The organism is Microbacterium alkaliflavum, assembly GCF_044325405.1.
Taxonomy (GTDB): Bacteria; Actinomycetota; Actinomycetes; order Actinomycetales; family Microbacteriaceae; genus Microbacterium; species Microbacterium alkaliflavum.
On the sequence record NZ_JBIQWL010000002.1, the window covers coordinates 342348 to 359222 of the forward strand.

Here is a 16875-nt window from a genome sequence, read left to right on the forward strand (position 1 = left end):
TCAATGCGGCCTGCCCGCGCTTGCGGGTCGTCAGGACCTGGTCGACCAGACCGTAGGTGACGGCCTCGGCGGCGGACAGGATCTTGTCGCGATCGATGTCCTTGTTGACCTCTTCCTGGGTCTTGTGCGAGTGCTTCGCCAGCGTCTCCTCGAGCCACGTGCGCATGCGGAGGATCTCCTGCGCCTGGATCTCGATGTCGGACGCCTGCCCGTGGCCCGCCTCGCCCATGGCGGGCTGGTGGATCAGGATGCGGGCGTTCGGCAGGGCGAGGCGCTTGCCGGGGGCGCCGGCGGCGAGCAGCACGGCGGCGGCCGATGCGGCCTGGCCGAGCACGACGGTCTGGATCTGCGGCGAGACGTACTGCATCGTGTCGTAGATCGCCGTCATGGCGGTGAAGGAGCCGCCGGGCGAGTTGATGTACATGATGATGTCGCGATCGGGGTCCTGGCTTTCGAGCACCAGGAGCTGCGCCATGACGTCGTCTGCCGAGGCGTCGTCGACCTGGACGCCCAGGAAGATGACGCGGTCTTCGAACAGCTTGTTGTACGGGTCCTGACGCTTGTAGCCGTAGGCCGTGCGCTCCTCGAACTGGGGCAGGACGTAGCGGCTGCCCGGCATCTGCAGCGCCTGCGGGCTCGGGATGCCGAAGGTCGGGGTGTTCATACGCGTTTCTCTCTCTTTCGCCGCAGGTCTCAGGCCGCTGTTCCGCCGCCGCCGGCGACGTCCACCGCGTGCTCGCGGATGTGGTCGACGAAGCCGTACTCGAGGGCCTCCTCGGCACCGAACCAGCGGTCGCGGTCGCCGTCGGCGTTGATCTGCTCGACGGACTTGCCGGTCTGGGCGGCGGTGATCTCGGCGAGGCGGCGCTTCATGTCGAGGATGAGCTGCGCCTGCGTCTGGATGTCGCTCGCGGTGCCGCCGAAGCCGCCGTGCGGCTGGTGCAGCAGCACGCGCGCGTTCGGCGTGATGTAGCGCTTGCCCTTCGTGCCCGAGGTCAGCAGCAGCTGGCCCATCGACGCGGCCATGCCGATGCCCACCGTCACGATGTCGTTCGGCACGAACTGCATCGTGTCGTAGATCGCCATGCCGGCCGTGATCGAACCGCCGGGCGAGTTGATGTAGAGGTAGATGTCCTTCTGCGAGTCCTCGGCCGCGAGAAGGAGGATCTTCGCGCAGATCTCGTTGGCGTTGTCGTCACGCACCTCCGAGCCCAGCCAGATGATGCGGTCCTTCAGAAGCCTGTCGAAGACGCTCGTCGCGACAAGGGGTTCGGCCATGTTCACTCCTGTTTCGGGTGGTCGTGCCAATGAATCTACCGGCGAGCCTCGCGCCCCCCGGCCGTGTTCGCCCTGGGCAGAGTGAGGCGCGTCAGAGCAGCTCGCGCGCGTAGCCCGTCACCGAACGGGTATAGCGCGGCAGGTGCGGGGCGAGCGCCTGAAGCGCGACGGACGCCGCCTGCACGGCATCGCCCGACGACACCAGTGCGAGGGCGTAGAAGGCGGCGACGGCGTCGTGGAGGGCGGCATCCCTCCCCCGCTCGTACTCGGCGCGCAGGAGCGCGAGGCTCTCGTCGACTTGCCCCAGGTTGCGGATCGTGCTCGCCAGCTGGATGACGGCCTGCACACGCCGATCCTCGTCGAGGCCCGCGGCGAGGGCGGCGCGGTACAGCGGCTCGGCCTCCGTCTCGCGCCCCGCCGAGTCTCGCGCGCCAGCCCGCTCGAAGAGCGCGACGGCGTCTCCGTCCGGGCGCTCCGCGGCGATCGCGTCGATCAGGGCGATGCGCTCCCCGTCGGTGACGTCGGCCGACCATGCGGCGGCCACGCGCTCTTCCCAGTCCATGCCGTCTCCCTCCGAGACGAAGGAGGGGGTGGATGCCGCGGCATCCACCCCCCTCGTCATCGCGTGTGCGCGATCACTCCTTGTCGGCCGTCGCCTTCTTCTTGGCGGGGGCCTTCTTCTTGGGCTTCTCCTCGGCCTCTTCGGCCTCGATGATCTCGTCGGCCTCGGCGGCGGCTTCCACCAGCTCTTCGGCCTCTTCGACGACCTCGTCCTCGGCCGCGGTCTCGTCGTCGACGGCCACGAAGCCCGTCAGGTCGACGGGAGCGCCGTTGGTGTCGACGACCGACACCTTGCCGAGCGCGACGGCGAGCGCCTTGTTGCGGGCGACCTCGCCGACGATCGCGGGAAGCTGGTTGTTCTCCTGGAGGGCGTTCACGAAGTCCTGCGGGGCCATGCCGTACTGCGCGGACGACTGGATGAGGTACTGCGTGAGCTCGTCCTGCGAGACCTGCACGTCGAGCTTCTCGGCGATCGCGTCGAGCAGCATCTGCGTGCGGAACTGCTTCTCGCTTGCCTCGGTGACCTCGGCGCGGTGCTCGTCGTCCTCGAGACGACCCTCACCCTCGAGGTGGTTGTGCACCTCGTCCTCGACGAGCTGCGCGGGGACGGGGATCTCGACCTGCTCGAGGAGCTGCTCGATGAGCTTGTCGCGTGCCGCGGCGCCCTGCGTGAACGCCGACTGCTGGCCGACGCGCTCCTTGAGGCTGTCGCGCAGCTCGCCGATCGTGTCGAACTCGCTGGCCATCTGGGCGAAGTCGTCGTCGGCGTCGGGCAGCTCGCGCTCCTTGACGGCCGAGACGGTCACCGAGACCTCGGCCTCTTCGCCGGCGTGGTCGCCGCCGATGAGGGTCGAGCGGAACGTCGTGTCCTCGCCCGCGGTCAGCGAGTCGATCGCCTCGTCGATGCCCTCGAGGAGCTCGCCCGAGCCGACCTCGTAGGAGACGCCCTCGGCGCGATCGATCTCGTTGCCGTCGATCGTCGCGACGAGGTCGAGCTCGACGAAGTCGCCGGTCGCGGCGGGACGGTCGACCGTCACGAGGGTGCCGAAGCGGCCGCGCAGGCGGTCGAGCTCCTCGTCGATCGCGGCCTCGTCGACCTCGGCGGCGTCGACCGTGATGGTCTGGCCCTCGAACTCCGGGAGCTCGAACTCGGGACGCACGTCGACCTCGACCTCGACCTGCAGGTCGCCGGTGAAGTCCTTGTCGCTCGGCCACGTGGTGACGTCGGCCGAGGGACGGCCGAGCACGCGCAGCTCGTGGGCGGCGACGGCCTCGCGGTAGAAGGTGTCCAGACCCTCGCTGACGGCGTGCTCGAGCACGGCCGTGCGTCCGATGCGCTGGTCGATGATGGGCGCAGGCACCTTGCCCTTGCGGAAGCCGGGGATCTGCACGTCCTGCGCGATGTGCTCGTACGCGTGCGCGATGCTCGGCTTGAGCTCGTCGGGGGTGACCGTGATGTGCAGCTTCACCCGCGTCGGGCTGAGCTTCTCGACGGTGCTGTTGACCATGCCTGTTGTTCTCCTCGTCTTGACCGCGCGAGCGCGCGGCTGCTGAAGGTCTGGGTCTGAGTTCACGGGGCCGTGATGTCGGGGCGACAGGATTTGAACCTGCGGCCTCCCGCTCCCAAAGCGGGCGCTCTACCAAGCTGAGCTACGCCCCGGGCGGGTGCATACGCACGCGTACGCCGAACGGCCCCCAGAAGTCTAGCCGACCCGGGCGCGTCGCGACTGTCGGCCCCCTGATGGGGGCGGGTATCGTTCAGCCAGGAACACCGGGGGAAGGTACGAAATATGTCGACGGGCATCGGCGCCGGCCCGAACTACCCACACCGCAGGCGGATGCATCCGCGTCGCCCGCAGACGACCCTCGCCGAGCGCTGGACGCTCGTCGACGGCGTCGACGTCTTCTACCGCGAGTCGGTGAATCCTCCCGACGCGCCGGTCATGATGCACGTCCACGGGTTCGGCCTCTCCGGCCGTTATCTGCTGCCGACGGCCGAACGGCTCTCCGACGAGTTCCACACGCTCGTGCCCGACCTCCCCGGCTTCGGTCGCAGCGGCAAGGCGAAGAACGCGCTCGACGTGCCCGATCTGGCGCACGCCGCCGCGTCGTTCCTCGACGCGCGGGGCATCGAGAAGGCGACCCTCGTCGGCAATTCGATGGGATGCCCCGTCATCTGCGAGTTCGCGTACCACTATCCCGAGCGCATCGAACGCGCGATCCTCGTCTCGCCGGCGGGCGGCCTCTACAACCAGCCGCTCGGGCGTGCCGTCGGACAGCTGAGCAAGGATGGCGGGCGCGAGCCGGTCAAGATGATCGGCGTCGCCACGCCCGACTACCTCCGGTTCGGCATCCCGAGCACCTTCAAGATGTTCAAGGCGCTGACGCAGTATCCGTCGCTCGAGCGCCTGCTCGCGCTGCACATTCCGACGCTCGTCGTGCTCGGGGACCGCGATCCGCTGCTGCCCGGCGCGGAGCGCGTCCAGCAGATCGCGTCGCAGACCGCCAACAATGTGCTCGTCGTCACGATGGAGACCGCTGCGCACGCGATCAACTTCAGCCATCCCGACGAGCTCGCCCACGTCATCCGCCTCTTCATGGATGACCGGCCCATCGTCGACCACGCCATGGGCAACAAGCACACGCGGATCTACGAAGTGCACCGGGGCGAGCTCCATCCACCGGCGAAGTCGGAGTGAGGCCAGCCCCGCCACGACGAAACCCCCGGCTGGCCGGGGGTTTCGTATTCGGAGGGGATGACGGGAATCGAACCCGCACCATCAGTTTGGAAGACTGAGGCTCTACCATTGAGCTACATCCCCAGGGCGCCGAGGCGCACCGGTCGAGTCTAATACACGGGATGCACCTCGCCCGCACACCTGAAGGTCGGCATCCCGACCGCCTCGCTCCCGACGCTCTTGTGAGAGCAGTGCCGCGCAACTAGGGTGCGGATTGTTGCTGACGACGCATATCCGGTCCGGCGCGGTGTGGCACCGGCCGGCCTACGCGTGACGCAGCGGCGTCTGCAGGGGTTGGGGTTCTTCGCGGCTCGAAGGCGAGCCGGAGAGTGGGCGGAGCGATGGCTGAGCGCATTTTCACAGCGGACGACCGTGGGCCGGTGTCGCCCCCGGCGGGATGGGAGTTCCGATCGGGCGTCTTCGTCGGCTCGGGAAGGGCCGACCTGCTGGGGTATCACCCGATCAACGGGAGCCTGTGGGTGGGTGAGAACTCGGGGAACGCCTTCAACTTCCAGCATTGGGGCGCGGTGTCGCCACCTGACGGCTGGTGGTTCGACGCCGGCGACTTCACGACGAGCAACAGGGACGACGTCTTCGGATACCGGGCGAGTGACGGCGCGCTGTGGATGGGCAAGAACGCCGGGACGCACTTCGAGCTCGAGCAGTGGGGGTCGGTCGTGCCCGCTGCAGGCTGGCAGTTCGGCGTCGGCTACTTCACGGGTGGCGCCAAGGCCGATCTCTTCGGCTACCACCCCGGCAACGGCAGCCTGTGGGTCGGCAGGAACACCGGAAGCGGATTCTCCTTCACGCAGTGGGGCACGGTCCCCACGACGAGCGTGTGGCAGTTCGTGGTGGGCGATTTCACGGGGAGCGGTCGCCCCGACGTCGCCGGCTACGACTCGAGCGACGGCTCTATCTGGATCGGCGAGAACGAGGGCGGCGCCTTCGTGCTGACTCAGCGCGGTGCACTTCAACCGACGGTGGGCTGGCAGCTGTGCGCCGGCTACTTCAACGGCCGAGCCAAAGCCGACATCTTCGGGTACCACCCGAGCAACGGCAGCATGTGGGTCGGAACTTTCGACGGGACCCGGTACCGGTTCGAGCAGTGGGACACCGCCGCACCGGCGGCCGGCTGGCAGTTCGTGCCCGGTCAGTTCACGGAGGACACGTGGGTCGACCTGCTGGGCTACCTGCCCGCCACGGGGCAGCTGCGTCTCTCGCGTTCCACCGCACGGCCCCTCGAAGGCTATTGCTGGCCTCTTTCGGCGGCGCCCGGTGAGCGCATCTCGTTCATGACCTCCGGAGGCGGCGCATGCACGTCCACCGTCCGGAGGTACACGTCGACCTCCGCCGACCTCGATACGGAGGATAAGAAGGAGCTCGACTTCCAGTCGCCGGTGCAGCCGACTCCCCCCGAGCCGTGGCATACGGGATGCGGCTGGAGCGAGACGTTCAAGCTCGACGTGCCCGCGTCGTGGAAGTCGGGGATCTACGCCGCCGCGTGCGTCGACGAAGAGGGTCGGAGCGCCGACATCACGTTCGTGGTCAAGGCGAAGCAGTCGCAGCGGTCCAAGGTCGCGCTGCTCGCCAACACCAACACGTGGCTCGCGTACGACGGCTGGGGTGGCCAATCGAAGTACAGCGGTCTGGCGAGGATCAGCCTCATGCGGCCGATGGTCAACGCCGCACCCACGACGCCGTCTGCGTTCGACTGGCACCTCACCCGCGGCGAGCTGTGGATCCAGGGATGGCTCGAAAGCGAGGGGTACAAGCCGGACATGTACACCGACCTCGACTTCCACGAGAACGGATGCGACGCCGGTCAGTACAGCATCCTGCTGTGCGGCACGCATCCGGAGTACTGGACCCCCGAGATGTACGACAACCTCGTCGCATACCTGGACGCCGGGGGCAGCTTCGCCTACCTGGGCGGGAACGGGCTCTTCGAGGCGTGCGTCTACGACCCCCTCGCCCGCGAGATGCGGTATCGCGAAGGCGTCGAGGGCGGCTCACGCGTGCCGGCGCTCTTCCGGGTGCGCCAGCCGCTGCGTCCCGAGCGGTCGGTGATCGGCGTGGCGACCGAGCGCTGCGCTGTGGTCGGCTCGCCGTATGAGGTGGTCGACGCCGGTCACTTCCTCTTCGACGGGATCGGCATCTCGAACGGCGACCGATTCGGTCAGGAAGGCCTCAACACCGGGTTCGGGAACGGCAAGGCGAGCGCGTGGGAGGTCGACACGGCGAGCGGGATCGGAGCCGTGTCGATCCCCTACGACTGCGCCATGGAGCCGCCCGCCGTCATTCCGCCCTCGGATCTGCCCGGCGGGCTGGCGATCATCGCCTCCGGAGTGTTCGACGGCGTGGGACCGGGCGGAGACATCACCTACTACGACCACCCGGGCGGCGGTTTCGTGTTCTCCGTCGGCTCGCTCACGTTCGGCGGCAGCCTCGTCGTGGATCCGATCATCCAGCAGCTGATGCACAACGTGATGGGCAAGGCCGGCGTCGTCCCCGCCTGACGCAGAGGCCCGGGTCACTCGTCGTCGGGCTTGACGAACTCGCGGATCTTCGCCGACGCCGCGGCGACCGGTCTCGCGCCGCACGCCAGGGCGACCCTCCACTTCTGCACGACGACGAGCGCGAGCGCGGCCGAGGTGAGCGCGATCGGGGCGAGGACGGCCAGGGAGATACCCCAGGTGCGGCTGACGCCGTCGCCCCACATGAGCGCGATGAACACGACGACGACCGCCGTGATGAACGACGCGACGCTCACGACGATCGTGGTGACGGCTTGGCCGAGATGGTGGGTCCGTGATCCCGTCTGACGGGGCATCCGAGGCCCCCTTCCTGCGAGGGCGTTGACCGGTGACGTTAGTCGCCAGGTCGAGGGGTCCGCAGGGGCTTGCGCAATCGCATCCCATGCGCTTCATCGATGGGCGGTATTACTCGTCTTGCCGGGCTCCGATCGGCCGTGTTAGTCAGAGGGGACGCACCACCCCTTCGAGCTCCACCCTGGCGACCGCGTGGTCGAGAAGGAGAACGCGATGTTCCGATCCACTCGTGCTTCACGCGCCGCGACGGCCCTGGTCGGCCTCGGCGCGCTGCTCATGCCGCTCGCCGTCGCGGCTCCGGCGAACGCCGAGGCGCCACCCCCCACCGGCGCCGACCTGTCGGTCATCTTCCCGGACGGTCAGCCCAGCACAGCGGTGCGCGGCGAGGTGTACACGTACGCCGTGCTGGTCATCAACGACGGACCGCAGACCGCGACGCGAGTGCGCACGGAGGTCGTGCTTCCGCCGGGGGCGGAGCTGCTCGACGTCGGAAACTCGCCGACCGTCAAGGATCGTCGGGTGATCTGGCTGTGGCCGTCGCTCCCTCAGGGCGGCCTGGGCTACAGCTTCACCGTGCGGTTCACCTCCACGGGGCCGGCCCGGGCGTTCGCGGCCGTCATCTCGGATGCCGTCGACCCGCGGCCGCTGGACAATCTCGCCACCGACGTCGTGACGGTGAGGGCTCCCTGAGATCGGCCCCGGGTCAGCCCTCCAGCACCGCGACGAACGACTCGGGCAGCACGACGTTGTCGGACGCGCCCCGGAAGAATCCCGCGACCTGATCGGGCGTGTAGCCGGCGATGCCGCAGCCGACCTCGGTGACGAGGAACCGCAGTTCGGAGTGTTCCTGTGCGAACACGAGGAAGCGGCCCGCCTGCTCCTCGAAGACGCGGAGGCCCGACATCGTGTCGATGCCGTACGACTGGCCCTGCAGTCCCTCGGATTGCCCCCATACGGCGCCGAAGCGGTCGTACGCGAAGCGGGCCGCTCCCCCGCCGTGCGCGCCGGATGAGTTGGAGCCGAAGACGAACACCTCGCCGGGCTTCAGCGAATCGATCCTCACGTCACACCGCCTCGGCGCCCGCGTGAGTCGCGAGATGCGCGCGGTAGGTCTGCGCGTTGCGCAGAATGCCCGCCTTCTCCTCCTCGGTGAGTTCGCGCCGCACCTTCGCGGGGACTCCTGCCACCAGCGATCCCGGCGGGATGACGGCGCCCTCGAGCACGACGGCGCCGCCGGCCACGAGGCATCCCTCGCCGATGACCGCTCCCGAGAGCACGACGCTTCCCATGCCGATGAGCGAGCCGTCGCCGATCGTGCAGCCGTGTACGACGGCGTTGTGCCCGACGGAGACATCGCGGCCGATGACGGTGGGATGCCCCGCATCGACGTGCACCGAGACGTTGTCCTGCAGGTTGCTCCCGGCGCCGACCGTGATGGCGTCGCCGTCGGCGCGCAGCACCGCGTTGTACCAGACGCTCGCGCCCTCTTCGAGCGTGACGGACCCGATCACCCGGCCGCCTGTCGCGACGAAGGCCGATGGGTCGATGACGGGCGTCCTGCCGGGAAGAGCGAGGACGGAGGCACCTTCGGCGATGGTCATGACCCGAGATTACGGGAGCGTGCCGACGCCAGGTGAGCGGAGCCTTCGCTTGCTTGCGGAATGAATGGTGCTGAGTAGCGTTGGTGCCGACGACAGGATCAGCCGACATGGAGGCAACCCAGATGACGAAGATCCAGACCACCCCGGCAACTGCTGCCGACCCCTCGGTCGCTGCGGGAGCGGCCCAGTTCCTCACCCCCGTCGCACTCGGGCTGCAGGCGCTCGCGGTCAACGGCAAGCAGGCGCACTGGAACGTGCGTGGCGCGAACTTCATCGCGATCCACGAGCTTCTCGACAAGTGCGTCGACCACGCCCTCGAAGGTGCCGACCTGGCCGCCGAGCGCATCGTCGCCCTGGGCCTGCCCATCGACGCACGCGTCACCACGATCGCCGAGAAGACCCCGGCGACCGCCGTCCCCGCGGGCTTCACGCAGTGGGAGGACGAGATCCGCGCCGTGATCTCCGACATGGATGCGGTCATCGCCGACGTGCAGGCTGCGATCGACGGTCTCGACGAGATCGACCTCGCCAGCCAGGACATCGCCCTCGCGATCAAGGAGAGCCTGGAGAAGGACCGCTGGTTCCTCTTCGCGCACCTCGCCGAGTAGTCGGCACAGGAATGAAAGCCCCGGGTCCGCTCGGGGCTTTCGTCGTCTGCGGCGTCAGTGCTGGAGGAACGCGAGCACCGCGAGCACGCGGCGATGCTCCGTCGCGGATTCCTCCAGCCCGAGCTTCGCGAAGATCGCGCTGATGTTCTTCTCCACTGCGCCCACGCCGATGAAGAGGCGCTGGGCGATCGCGCCGTTGCTGCGGCCCTCGGCCATCAGCTCGAGCACGTCCCGCTCCCGCGGCGTGAGAGCCGCCAGCGGGTCGGGGCGCGCCGCGAGCAGCCCGCGCACGACGAGCGGATCGAGCACCGTCCCGCCGTCGCGGACGCGCTCGACGGCATCCGTGAACTCGTCGAGCGAAGTCACGCGGTCTTTCAGGAGATAGCCGATGCCGCCTCCGCCGTCGGCCAGCAGCTCGCGCGCGTAGACGCCCTCGACGTACTGGCTGAGCACGAGGATGCCGAGGCGCGGCAGCGCCGCGCGGAGCGCTATCGCGGCGCGGATGCCCTCGTCGCGGAAGCCGGGCGGCAGCCGGACGTCGAGCACGGCGACGTCGGCCGCGGCATCCGTCACCCGCTCGACGATGTCGGAAGCGTCGCCCCACGCTCCTGCGGTCGCGTATCCGGCCTCGTCGAAGAGCCGCACGAGGCCCTCACGGAGGAGGACGGAGTCCTCCACCAGGACGATGCGAAGGGGCCGATCTGTCACGGGCTCAGGATAGGCCGCGGTCATGGCGTCGCCGCAGCCGCGGCGAGCGGGATGCGCACACCGATGCGGGTCGGGCCGCCGAGCGGCGACTGCACATCGAGCTCGCCGCGCAGCCCGCGGACGCGCTCGCGCAGCCCCTCGAGACCGTGACCGGGAGCCGGCGCCGCGCCGCCACGGCCGTCGTCGACGAGCCACACGTCGAGGGCGGGCTGCTCCCCCGGCGCCGGCTGGGTGATCCAGGCGCGGAGTGTCGCTCCCGTGGCGCCGGAATGCTTGGCCGCGTTCGTGAGCAGCTCGGCCACGATGAAGTAGACGGTGCGTGCGACCTCGGGCGAGACGGCGGCGTCGAGCGCGGGATCGAGTTCGGCGCGCACGGGGACGACGCTGGCGAGCGAAAGGCCTTCCAGTGCGGCGGTGAGTCCACGGTCCTGCAGGAGCGGCGGGGCGACCCCCGCCGAGAGGGCGCGCAGCTCGTCGAGGGCCGCGGCGGCATGACCGCGGGCCTCTCGGGCGAGTTCGGCGGCGGCATCCGTGTCGCCCGCCGCCGCGCGGCGCTCGAGGGAGGCGAGGTCGAGCTGCAGCCGCACGAGCCGCTGCTGGGGCCCGTCGTGGATGTCGCGCTCGAGGCGGCGCAGCGCCATGTCCTCGGCCTGAACGGCCGACGTGCGTGCGGACGCCTCGGCGCGCACCTCGGCGGCGAGGTCGTCGGACGGCCAGCGTCCGAGCATCCCCCGCGCGACGGCGTGGTGGCCGAGCGCGAGACCGCCGAGCGCCCACGGCAGCGTGAAGGCGAACAGGATGCCGGCCACGAGGTAGAGCACGACCTCGACGGCCCACGACGACCAGCCGCCGAACATCCACGGCATCGCGTCGGCGACGTAGTGCCCCCACTCTCCCCCGTCGTCGCGCGGCAGGAAGACGCCCCAGAACCAGTAGGTGAGGCCGCCGAGGCTTATGCTCAGCCACACGACGGTGAGCGTGAACGAGACGATGCTGAGGATCGGGCTCACGATCATGCCGTGCACGAGGTACACCCAGTAGTGCCCGTTGCGCAGCGGTCGGCTGAACGTCGGCCAGAAGCCGGTGCGACCGGCGGCATCGCGGTTCCACTCGGGTTCGGGCACCGCGGGCAGCCCCGTGAGCTGGAGCAGGAAGCGGTCGGCGACGCCGAAGGCGCGCGCAACGAACAGGGTGCCGACGATGAGCGGCAGTCCGACCACGAGGATCAGCAGTCCGACGCCCGTGAACAAGAGACTCGCGAGAACCGCGAGCGACGTGATCGCGAGCACGAACACGACGAGGAGATAGACGGCGCTGCCGGGAACGCGCTTCCACAGCGCGCCGTAGGACGGCCAGAACGCGGGTGCCGGGATGTCGGAGGCGGGGGTGACGATGCTGCTCATGGGTCCTCTCCAATTCGTCCCCTCAGCCTCGTCGAGTGCGCGGCGCCGCGGCATCCGATCACCTCCCCGACCCGGGCGGGGGCTATCCCCCGTGCGTGAGGCGGGCGCCGACCAGCGTCGCGGCGACCGTCATCGCGCGCAGCTCGGTGGCGGTGGCCGTGAGCGGGTTCGTCGCGCAGAGGGCGAGGTCTGCGCGCGCGCCCACCGCGATGACATCGGCCGCACGTGAGCCGCCGTGGGTCGACGCGGCGAGGGCGGTCGCGGCGTCGAGCGCCTCCGTCGGCTGCCACGGCTCGCGCCCGTCGCGGGTGCGGTAGACAGCGGCCGCAAGGGCCGCCCAGGGATCCAGCGGCGAGACCGGCGCGTCCGAGCCGAGAAGCAGGTTGGCGCCTGTGGCCGCGAGAGCCGCGAGCGGATACGGCTGCGCCGTCTGGCCGGCCCAGATCGTGTCGGTGAGGTCGCGGTCGTCGATCGCGTGCTCGGGCTGAACGCTTGCACCTACGCCGAGCTTGCCGAACCGCGGGATGTCGGCGTGTGCGACGAGCTGCGCGTGCTCGATGGTGCCCGTCGCGCCCGACACCGCGAACGCATCGAGCGCGTGCGAGTTGGCTACGTCGCCGATCGCGTGGATCGCGCACGAGATTCCGCCGCCGACAGCCTGAGTCATGAGATCGAGGAGCGTCGCGGGATCGACGGTCAGCAGGCCGTGATTGTGCGGGTCGCCGGGATATGCGTGGGAGGTCGCGGCCGTGCGGGTGCCGAGTGAGCCGTCGGTGATCACCTTGAGCGATCCCACGCAGGCGAGATCGGATGCCGCGCCCCGCGCCACGTCGCCGGTCTGAAGACCGTCGGCGAGGGCGCGCGCGAGATGCTCGGGGTAGATGCCGAACTCCACGCGCAGTGTGTCGAAGCCCGAGCGGGTGCGCCGCGACCACGCGTCCTCGTTCCACGCCATGTCGAGATCCACCAGTCCGACGACGCCGCGGGACGCGGCATCCCGCGCCATCTGCTCGACGAGCAGGTCGCCCGTCGCGGGATCGACGAGGTTCAAGCGCCGCGAGATCTCGAATGCGGGCTCTTCGCGGAGCAGACCGGACCCCGACTCGAAGCCTTCGCGGCGCAGAGCGGCCGAGTTGAGCCAGACGCTGTGGACGTCGGCGTTGATCAGATACGTCGGCGTCTCGCCTGTAGCCGCGTCGAGCAGGTCGAGGGTGGGTTCGTCCGTCCAGAAGGCGTCGCGGAATCCCGTGCCGACGCGCCGGCCGTCGATGATGGCCGCGTCACCCATGAGCGAGGCGGCCTGCGCGGCCGACGACGCATGCCCGAGCGGCGCACGCTGCGACACGAGCGCCCATTGCATGACGTGGACGTGGTGATCCCACAGCCCGGGGATGAGCCACGCGCCTTCGCCGTCGAGCACGAGCCCGCGGGGGCGGAGAGCGCCCGCCGGCGCGATGTCGGCGATGACCTCGCCGTCGAGGAAGACGTCGAACGGACCCTCGTCGGGGAGCAGTTCGCTGCCAGGGCCCACGATGCGCACCCCGCTGATCGTGCTGACGCGGTCGCCGACAGCCGTCACCGTGCGCTCCGCATGGAGTCGTGGGCGCGACGCATCTCGTCGGCGAGCGAAGGGTTGGCGTAGGCGCCGTCCGAACTCAGCTCGGCGATGATCGTGTCGACGACCTCGGGGGTCTTGTTCTGGCTGAGCTTGCGCTTCGCGACGACCTTGGTCGGTGTCAGGCGGAATCCGACGGTGCCTCGCTCGAGCCGCTCGATGTAGTCGGGGTCGTTGGGCGGCTCCCAGAGCAGGCGGGGTTGCGGCATCCGGTTCTCGAAGCGAGCCACGAGCCGATCGAGCACGCGGAGGTTCTCCTCCGTGCTCAGGATCTCGGGAACACCCGTGAGGTGCGCCGAGACGAAGTTCCACGTCGGCACCTGGGTGCCGTCGCCGTACCAGCCGGGCGACACGTAGCCGTGCGGGCCCTGCACGACGAGGAGGAGCTCGCGCTCCCCCAGCCCGTGGATGAGGTCGTCGGGGCGGCCCACGTGCCCGACCACCGTGAGGTCGTCGCGGTCCTCGTCGAGCAGCACGGCGTAGTGCGAGGCGACGAGCCCGTCGTCGGTGGAGCTCACGAGGGTCGTCCACGGATTGCGGTCGATGAGACGGCGGAGCTCTGCGACATCGGTCATCGCGAAGCTCGGATTCTGGCGCATGCCACCAGCCTAGGAGCCGCGCGTCAGCGCTGGCAGAACGGGCACCAGTAGAGCTTGCGGGCGCCCATCTCCTCGAGCAGGATCGCCGTGGCGCACGTGCGGCAGGGCAGCCCGGCGCGCCGGTACACCCAGTGACGGTCGTCGCGGCTGGCCATCGCGGCCCGCCACTGATCCGGGTCGAGATCGTCCATCGTCATCATCTGACCGGTCTCGACGCCGATCGCGAGCAGCTTCACCCAGTCTCGCCACAGCTCGCGCACGACTTCTTCGGGCACGTCGCGTCCCGGCGTGTGCGGGTCGAGCCGCGCGCGATACAGCAGTTCGGCGCGGTAGACGTTGCCGATGCCGCTCACGACGGCCTGGTCCATGAGCAGCAGTCCGATCGGTGTGGGCTTGCGCCGCACGACAGCGGTGAAGCGCTCCTCGCCCTGATCGACGTCGTCGACCAGGGGGTCGGGGCCGAGCTTGGCGATCGTCGAGATGACTTCGTCGGGGCTCTGCACCTGGCACGCCGTCGGACCGCGGAGGTCGGCGCACGTCACGTCGGTCAAGAGCCGCAGGCGCACCTGGCCCACGATCGGCGGCGGCCATTCGCCGTCGTCCTCGGGAAGCCCCGTCGTCTGCTCCGACATGCGCACGTGCACGCGCGCCTTGCGCGGCGCGCCGATCGACGTCAGCGAGTTCTCGCCCGCGGCATCCATGATCGGCTCGTCCTCGAGGAACGTGCCGCGCTGGTTCGTCTGCCCCATGCGCCCGTTCGCCGACGCGATCGTGGGGTCGGCGACGATCTCGCCGGCGAAGTCCCATGCGCCGTACATCCCGAGGTGCACGCGCAGCCACGTGTCGCCTTCGAAGCCGAGGAACATCTGCTTGCCGACCGCGCGCACGCCTTCGGCGATGCGGCCGTCGAGCAGTTCGGCGCCCTCCGCGAACCGTCCCTGCGGGCTCGACGCGCGGACGGCGCGGCCCACGTAGTTGCGGTCGAACTGTCGCGCGATGCGGTGGACGGAATGGCCCTCGGGCATCAGCCTGCTTCGGGGTCCATCGCGTCGGACGACTCGCCGCCGGTCGGCGGGGCCAGTCGGGCGAGGACACGCGGGTCGGGCTCGAGGCTGCCGTCGGTCTCGTACGCCCCGACCTGGCGGATGCGACGCTCATGCCGCTCCTCGTTCGAGAACGGCGTGGCGACGAAGCGGTCGATGAACGACGCCGCCTCCTCGAACGTGTGCTGACGGGCGCCGATCGCGATGACGTTGGCGTCGTTGTGCTCGCGGGCGAGCTCGGCCGTCGCGATGTTCCACACGAGGGCGGCGCGGACGCCGCGCACCTTGTTCGCCGCGATCTGCTCGCCGTTGCCGGAACCGCCGAAGACCACCCCGAGAGCCTGGATGCCCGCCTCCTGGTCGCGCACGACCGCCTGCGCGGCGCGGATGCAGAACGACGGGTAGTCGTCGAGGGGCTCGTACTCGATCGGACCGTGGTCGACGACGTCGTGCCCCTGCTCCGCGAGATGGTGCTGCAGCTGCGTGGAGAATTCGAGGCCGGCGTGGTCGGTCGCGATGTGGATGCGCATGGCTCAATCCTAGGGAGCGGCGGGAGGTCGGGATTCGCGGGCGGTCAGGGGGCGATGCCCGCGGCGGCGGGCTTGAAGCCGGCGCGGACGTTCTCGCAGCATCCCGGGCGGCACACGTCGAACCAGGGCCCGAGAGGCGTCTCGTGCGGACGCTCGGCGGCGGGCGTGCCCGCGACGCGCTCGAGGACGAGATCGATGAGCCCCGAGACGTAGGCGGGGTCGACGCCGGGGGTGGGCGTGCGCACGGCGCGGATGCCCGCCTCCTGCGCGGCCTCCATCGCCTCGGTGTCGAGGTCCCACAGCACTTCCATGTGGTCGCTCACGAAGCCGAGCGGCACGATCGCGATGGCCTGGATGCCGGCATCCGGAAGCCCCTCGATGACGTCGTTGATGTCGGGCTCCAGCCACGGCTGCGACGCGGGGCCGGACCGCGACTGGTAGACGAGCTCCCACCCCACGTCCGCGAGCGCGGCGTCCTCGTCTGCGAGGGCCGTCATGATGCGCTCGGCGACGGCGCGGTGCTGCGCCGCGTAGGCGCCGCCCTCGCCCCAGTCCACGTCGCGCGGGCCGGAGCGCTGCGCGTCGGCCGTCGGCACGCTGTGCGTCGAGAACAGCACGCGGATCGCCCCGGGGGCGATGCCGCCGGCGCGGAAGCCCGCGACGGCTTCGCGCACGCCGGCCTCGAACGGCGCGACGAAGCCCGGGTGGTCGAAGAACTGGCGCACCTTGTCGATCGTGACGGTGTCGCCGAGGCCCGTCTCGGTGAGCACGCGGGCGAAGTCCTCGCGGTACTGCCGGCAGCTCGAGAAGGAGCTGTAGGCGCTCGTGGCGATCGCGATGAGCTTGGTGTCGCCTGCGGAGGCGGCATCCTTCACCGCCTCGTCGAGGTAGGGAGCCCAGTTGCGGTTGCCCCAGTAGACGGGCAGATCGACGCCGCGCCGGGCGAGGTCGTCTTCGAGGGCCGCCTTGAGCGCGCGGTTCTGCGCGTTGATGGGGCTCACCCCGCCGAAGTGGCGGTAGTGGTGCGCGACCTCCTCGAGACGCTCATCGGGGATGCCGCGCCCGCGCGTCACGTTGCGCAGGAACGGGATGACGTCGTCCTGGCCCTCGGGACCGCCGAAGCTCGCGAGCAGGATCGCGTCGTACGCGACGGGGATCTCCACATGCGGGGCGCCGGACGCGGCCTCCGGTGAGGCGAAGGGGACGACACCCTCTCCGCTCGGCGTGACATCGGCCTGGTTCTCGTGCGCTTCACCCACGCGACCATCCTTTCACCCGGGCACCGACCGACACGTTCACATGCCTCGGCGGCGAGACACCCCGCTGGCATAGGCTGGAGCGGTTGTCGCCGGAGCCATCAGCG

At 69.9% G+C, this 16875-nt stretch carries 18 protein-coding genes and 2 tRNA genes; 4 read left to right on the forward strand and 16 right to left on the reverse strand.

Going from position 1 to position 16875, the window contains the following annotated elements; translation table 11 throughout:
* From ACH3VR_RS06565 to ACH3VR_RS06585, 5 genes are all read right to left on the reverse strand, one after another.
* A partial coding sequence (locus tag ACH3VR_RS06565; protein ID WP_396639958.1) for an ATP-dependent Clp protease proteolytic subunit occupies positions 1 to 664 on the reverse strand: 664 nt, incomplete at its 3' end.
* Positions 665 to 693: 29 nt separating this feature from the next.
* Complete coding sequence (locus ACH3VR_RS06570) at positions 694 to 1278, reverse strand: ATP-dependent Clp protease proteolytic subunit (protein WP_396639959.1); 585 nt, start codon at positions 1276 to 1278, stop codon at positions 694 to 696.
* Positions 1279 to 1369: 91 nt separating this feature from the next.
* Positions 1370 to 1900 (reverse strand): tetratricopeptide repeat protein, encoded by a 531-nt coding sequence (locus ACH3VR_RS06575; protein ID WP_396639960.1) that lies wholly within the window; start codon positions 1898 to 1900, stop codon positions 1370 to 1372.
* A gap of 13 nt (positions 1901 to 1913) precedes the next feature.
* A complete protein-coding gene (tig, locus tag ACH3VR_RS06580; RefSeq protein ID WP_396639961.1) occupies positions 1914 to 3347 on the reverse strand; it encodes a trigger factor in 1434 nt (477 codons plus the stop codon).
* Positions 3348 to 3425: 78 nt separating this feature from the next.
* A tRNA-Pro gene (locus tag ACH3VR_RS06585) sits at positions 3426 to 3499 on the reverse strand.
* Positions 3500 to 3629: 130 nt separating this feature from the next.
* On the opposite strand from ACH3VR_RS06585, the gene ACH3VR_RS06590 reads away from it, so the two are divergent.
* Entirely contained in the window at positions 3630 to 4538 is a 909-nt protein-coding gene (locus tag ACH3VR_RS06590; RefSeq protein WP_396639962.1) for an alpha/beta fold hydrolase, read from the forward strand.
* Between the two features lie 52 nt (positions 4539 to 4590).
* Here the strand turns inward: ACH3VR_RS06590 and ACH3VR_RS06595 are convergent.
* Positions 4591 to 4661 (reverse strand) — tRNA-Gly (locus ACH3VR_RS06595).
* A gap of 257 nt (positions 4662 to 4918) precedes the next feature.
* Between ACH3VR_RS06595 and ACH3VR_RS06600 the strand changes: the two genes are divergently transcribed.
* On the forward strand, positions 4919 to 7093 hold the full coding sequence (locus ACH3VR_RS06600) for a N,N-dimethylformamidase beta subunit family domain-containing protein (protein ID WP_396639963.1): 2175 nt from the start codon (positions 4919 to 4921) through the stop codon (positions 7091 to 7093).
* A gap of 14 nt (positions 7094 to 7107) precedes the next feature.
* Here the strand turns inward: ACH3VR_RS06600 and ACH3VR_RS06605 are convergent, their stop codons facing one another.
* A complete protein-coding gene (locus ACH3VR_RS06605) occupies positions 7108 to 7407 on the reverse strand; it encodes a hypothetical protein (RefSeq protein ID WP_396639964.1) in 300 nt (99 codons plus the stop codon).
* Positions 7408 to 7618: 211 nt separating this feature from the next.
* On the opposite strand from ACH3VR_RS06605, the gene ACH3VR_RS06610 reads away from it, so the two are divergent.
* Positions 7619 to 8095 carry a hypothetical protein gene (locus ACH3VR_RS06610; protein ID WP_396639965.1) on the forward strand — a complete coding sequence of 159 codons (477 nt, stop codon included), beginning with the start codon at positions 7619 to 7621 and terminating at the stop codon, positions 8093 to 8095.
* 13 nt (positions 8096 to 8108) lie between these two features.
* Here the strand turns inward: ACH3VR_RS06610 and ACH3VR_RS06615 are convergent, their stop codons facing one another.
* Both ACH3VR_RS06615 and ACH3VR_RS06620 read right to left on the reverse strand, forming a co-directional pair.
* A complete protein-coding gene (locus tag ACH3VR_RS06615) occupies positions 8109 to 8468 on the reverse strand; it encodes an A1S_2505 family phage non-structural protein (protein WP_396639966.1) in 360 nt (119 codons plus the stop codon).
* Position 8469: 1 nt separating this feature from the next.
* Complete coding sequence (locus tag ACH3VR_RS06620) at positions 8470 to 9006, reverse strand: gamma carbonic anhydrase family protein (protein WP_396639967.1); 537 nt, start codon at positions 9004 to 9006, stop codon at positions 8470 to 8472.
* 122 nt (positions 9007 to 9128) lie between these two features.
* On the opposite strand from ACH3VR_RS06620, the gene ACH3VR_RS06625 reads away from it, so the two are divergent.
* Positions 9129 to 9614, forward strand: coding sequence for a Dps family protein (locus ACH3VR_RS06625; protein ID WP_396640453.1), 486 nt, complete (start codon positions 9129 to 9131; stop codon positions 9612 to 9614).
* 54 nt (positions 9615 to 9668) lie between these two features.
* Here ACH3VR_RS06625 and ACH3VR_RS06630 read toward each other — a convergent pair whose 3' ends face one another.
* From ACH3VR_RS06630 to ACH3VR_RS06660, 7 genes are all read right to left on the reverse strand, one after another.
* Positions 9669 to 10346: a response regulator transcription factor gene (locus ACH3VR_RS06630; protein WP_396639968.1), complete on the reverse strand. Its 678-nt coding sequence runs from the start codon at positions 10344 to 10346 to the stop codon at positions 9669 to 9671.
* Positions 10343 to 11725, reverse strand: a complete 1383-nt coding sequence (locus ACH3VR_RS06635; protein WP_396639969.1) for a sensor histidine kinase — start codon at positions 11723 to 11725, stop codon at positions 10343 to 10345. The genes ACH3VR_RS06630 and ACH3VR_RS06635 overlap by 4 nt, the downstream gene beginning before the upstream one ends.
* Positions 11726 to 11807: 82 nt before the next feature.
* A complete protein-coding gene (locus tag ACH3VR_RS06640) occupies positions 11808 to 13304 on the reverse strand; it encodes an amidohydrolase (RefSeq protein WP_396639970.1) in 1497 nt (498 codons plus the stop codon).
* Positions 13301 to 13939, reverse strand: coding sequence for an FMN-binding negative transcriptional regulator (locus tag ACH3VR_RS06645; protein ID WP_396639971.1), 639 nt, complete (start codon positions 13937 to 13939; stop codon positions 13301 to 13303). The genes ACH3VR_RS06640 and ACH3VR_RS06645 overlap by 4 nt, the downstream gene beginning before the upstream one ends.
* A 23-nt stretch (positions 13940 to 13962) precedes the next feature.
* Positions 13963 to 14964 (reverse strand): Fpg/Nei family DNA glycosylase, encoded by a 1002-nt coding sequence (locus tag ACH3VR_RS06650; RefSeq protein ID WP_396639972.1) that lies wholly within the window; start codon positions 14962 to 14964, stop codon positions 13963 to 13965.
* Positions 14964 to 15512 carry a ribose-5-phosphate isomerase gene (locus tag ACH3VR_RS06655; protein ID WP_396639973.1) on the reverse strand — a complete coding sequence of 183 codons (549 nt, stop codon included), beginning with the start codon at positions 15510 to 15512 and terminating at the stop codon, positions 14964 to 14966. The genes ACH3VR_RS06650 and ACH3VR_RS06655 overlap by 1 nt, the downstream gene beginning before the upstream one ends.
* A gap of 44 nt (positions 15513 to 15556) precedes the next feature.
* Positions 15557 to 16771, reverse strand: coding sequence for a ferrochelatase (locus ACH3VR_RS06660; RefSeq protein WP_396639974.1), 1215 nt, complete (start codon positions 16769 to 16771; stop codon positions 15557 to 15559).
* Between the last annotated feature and the right edge of the window lie 104 nt (positions 16772 to 16875).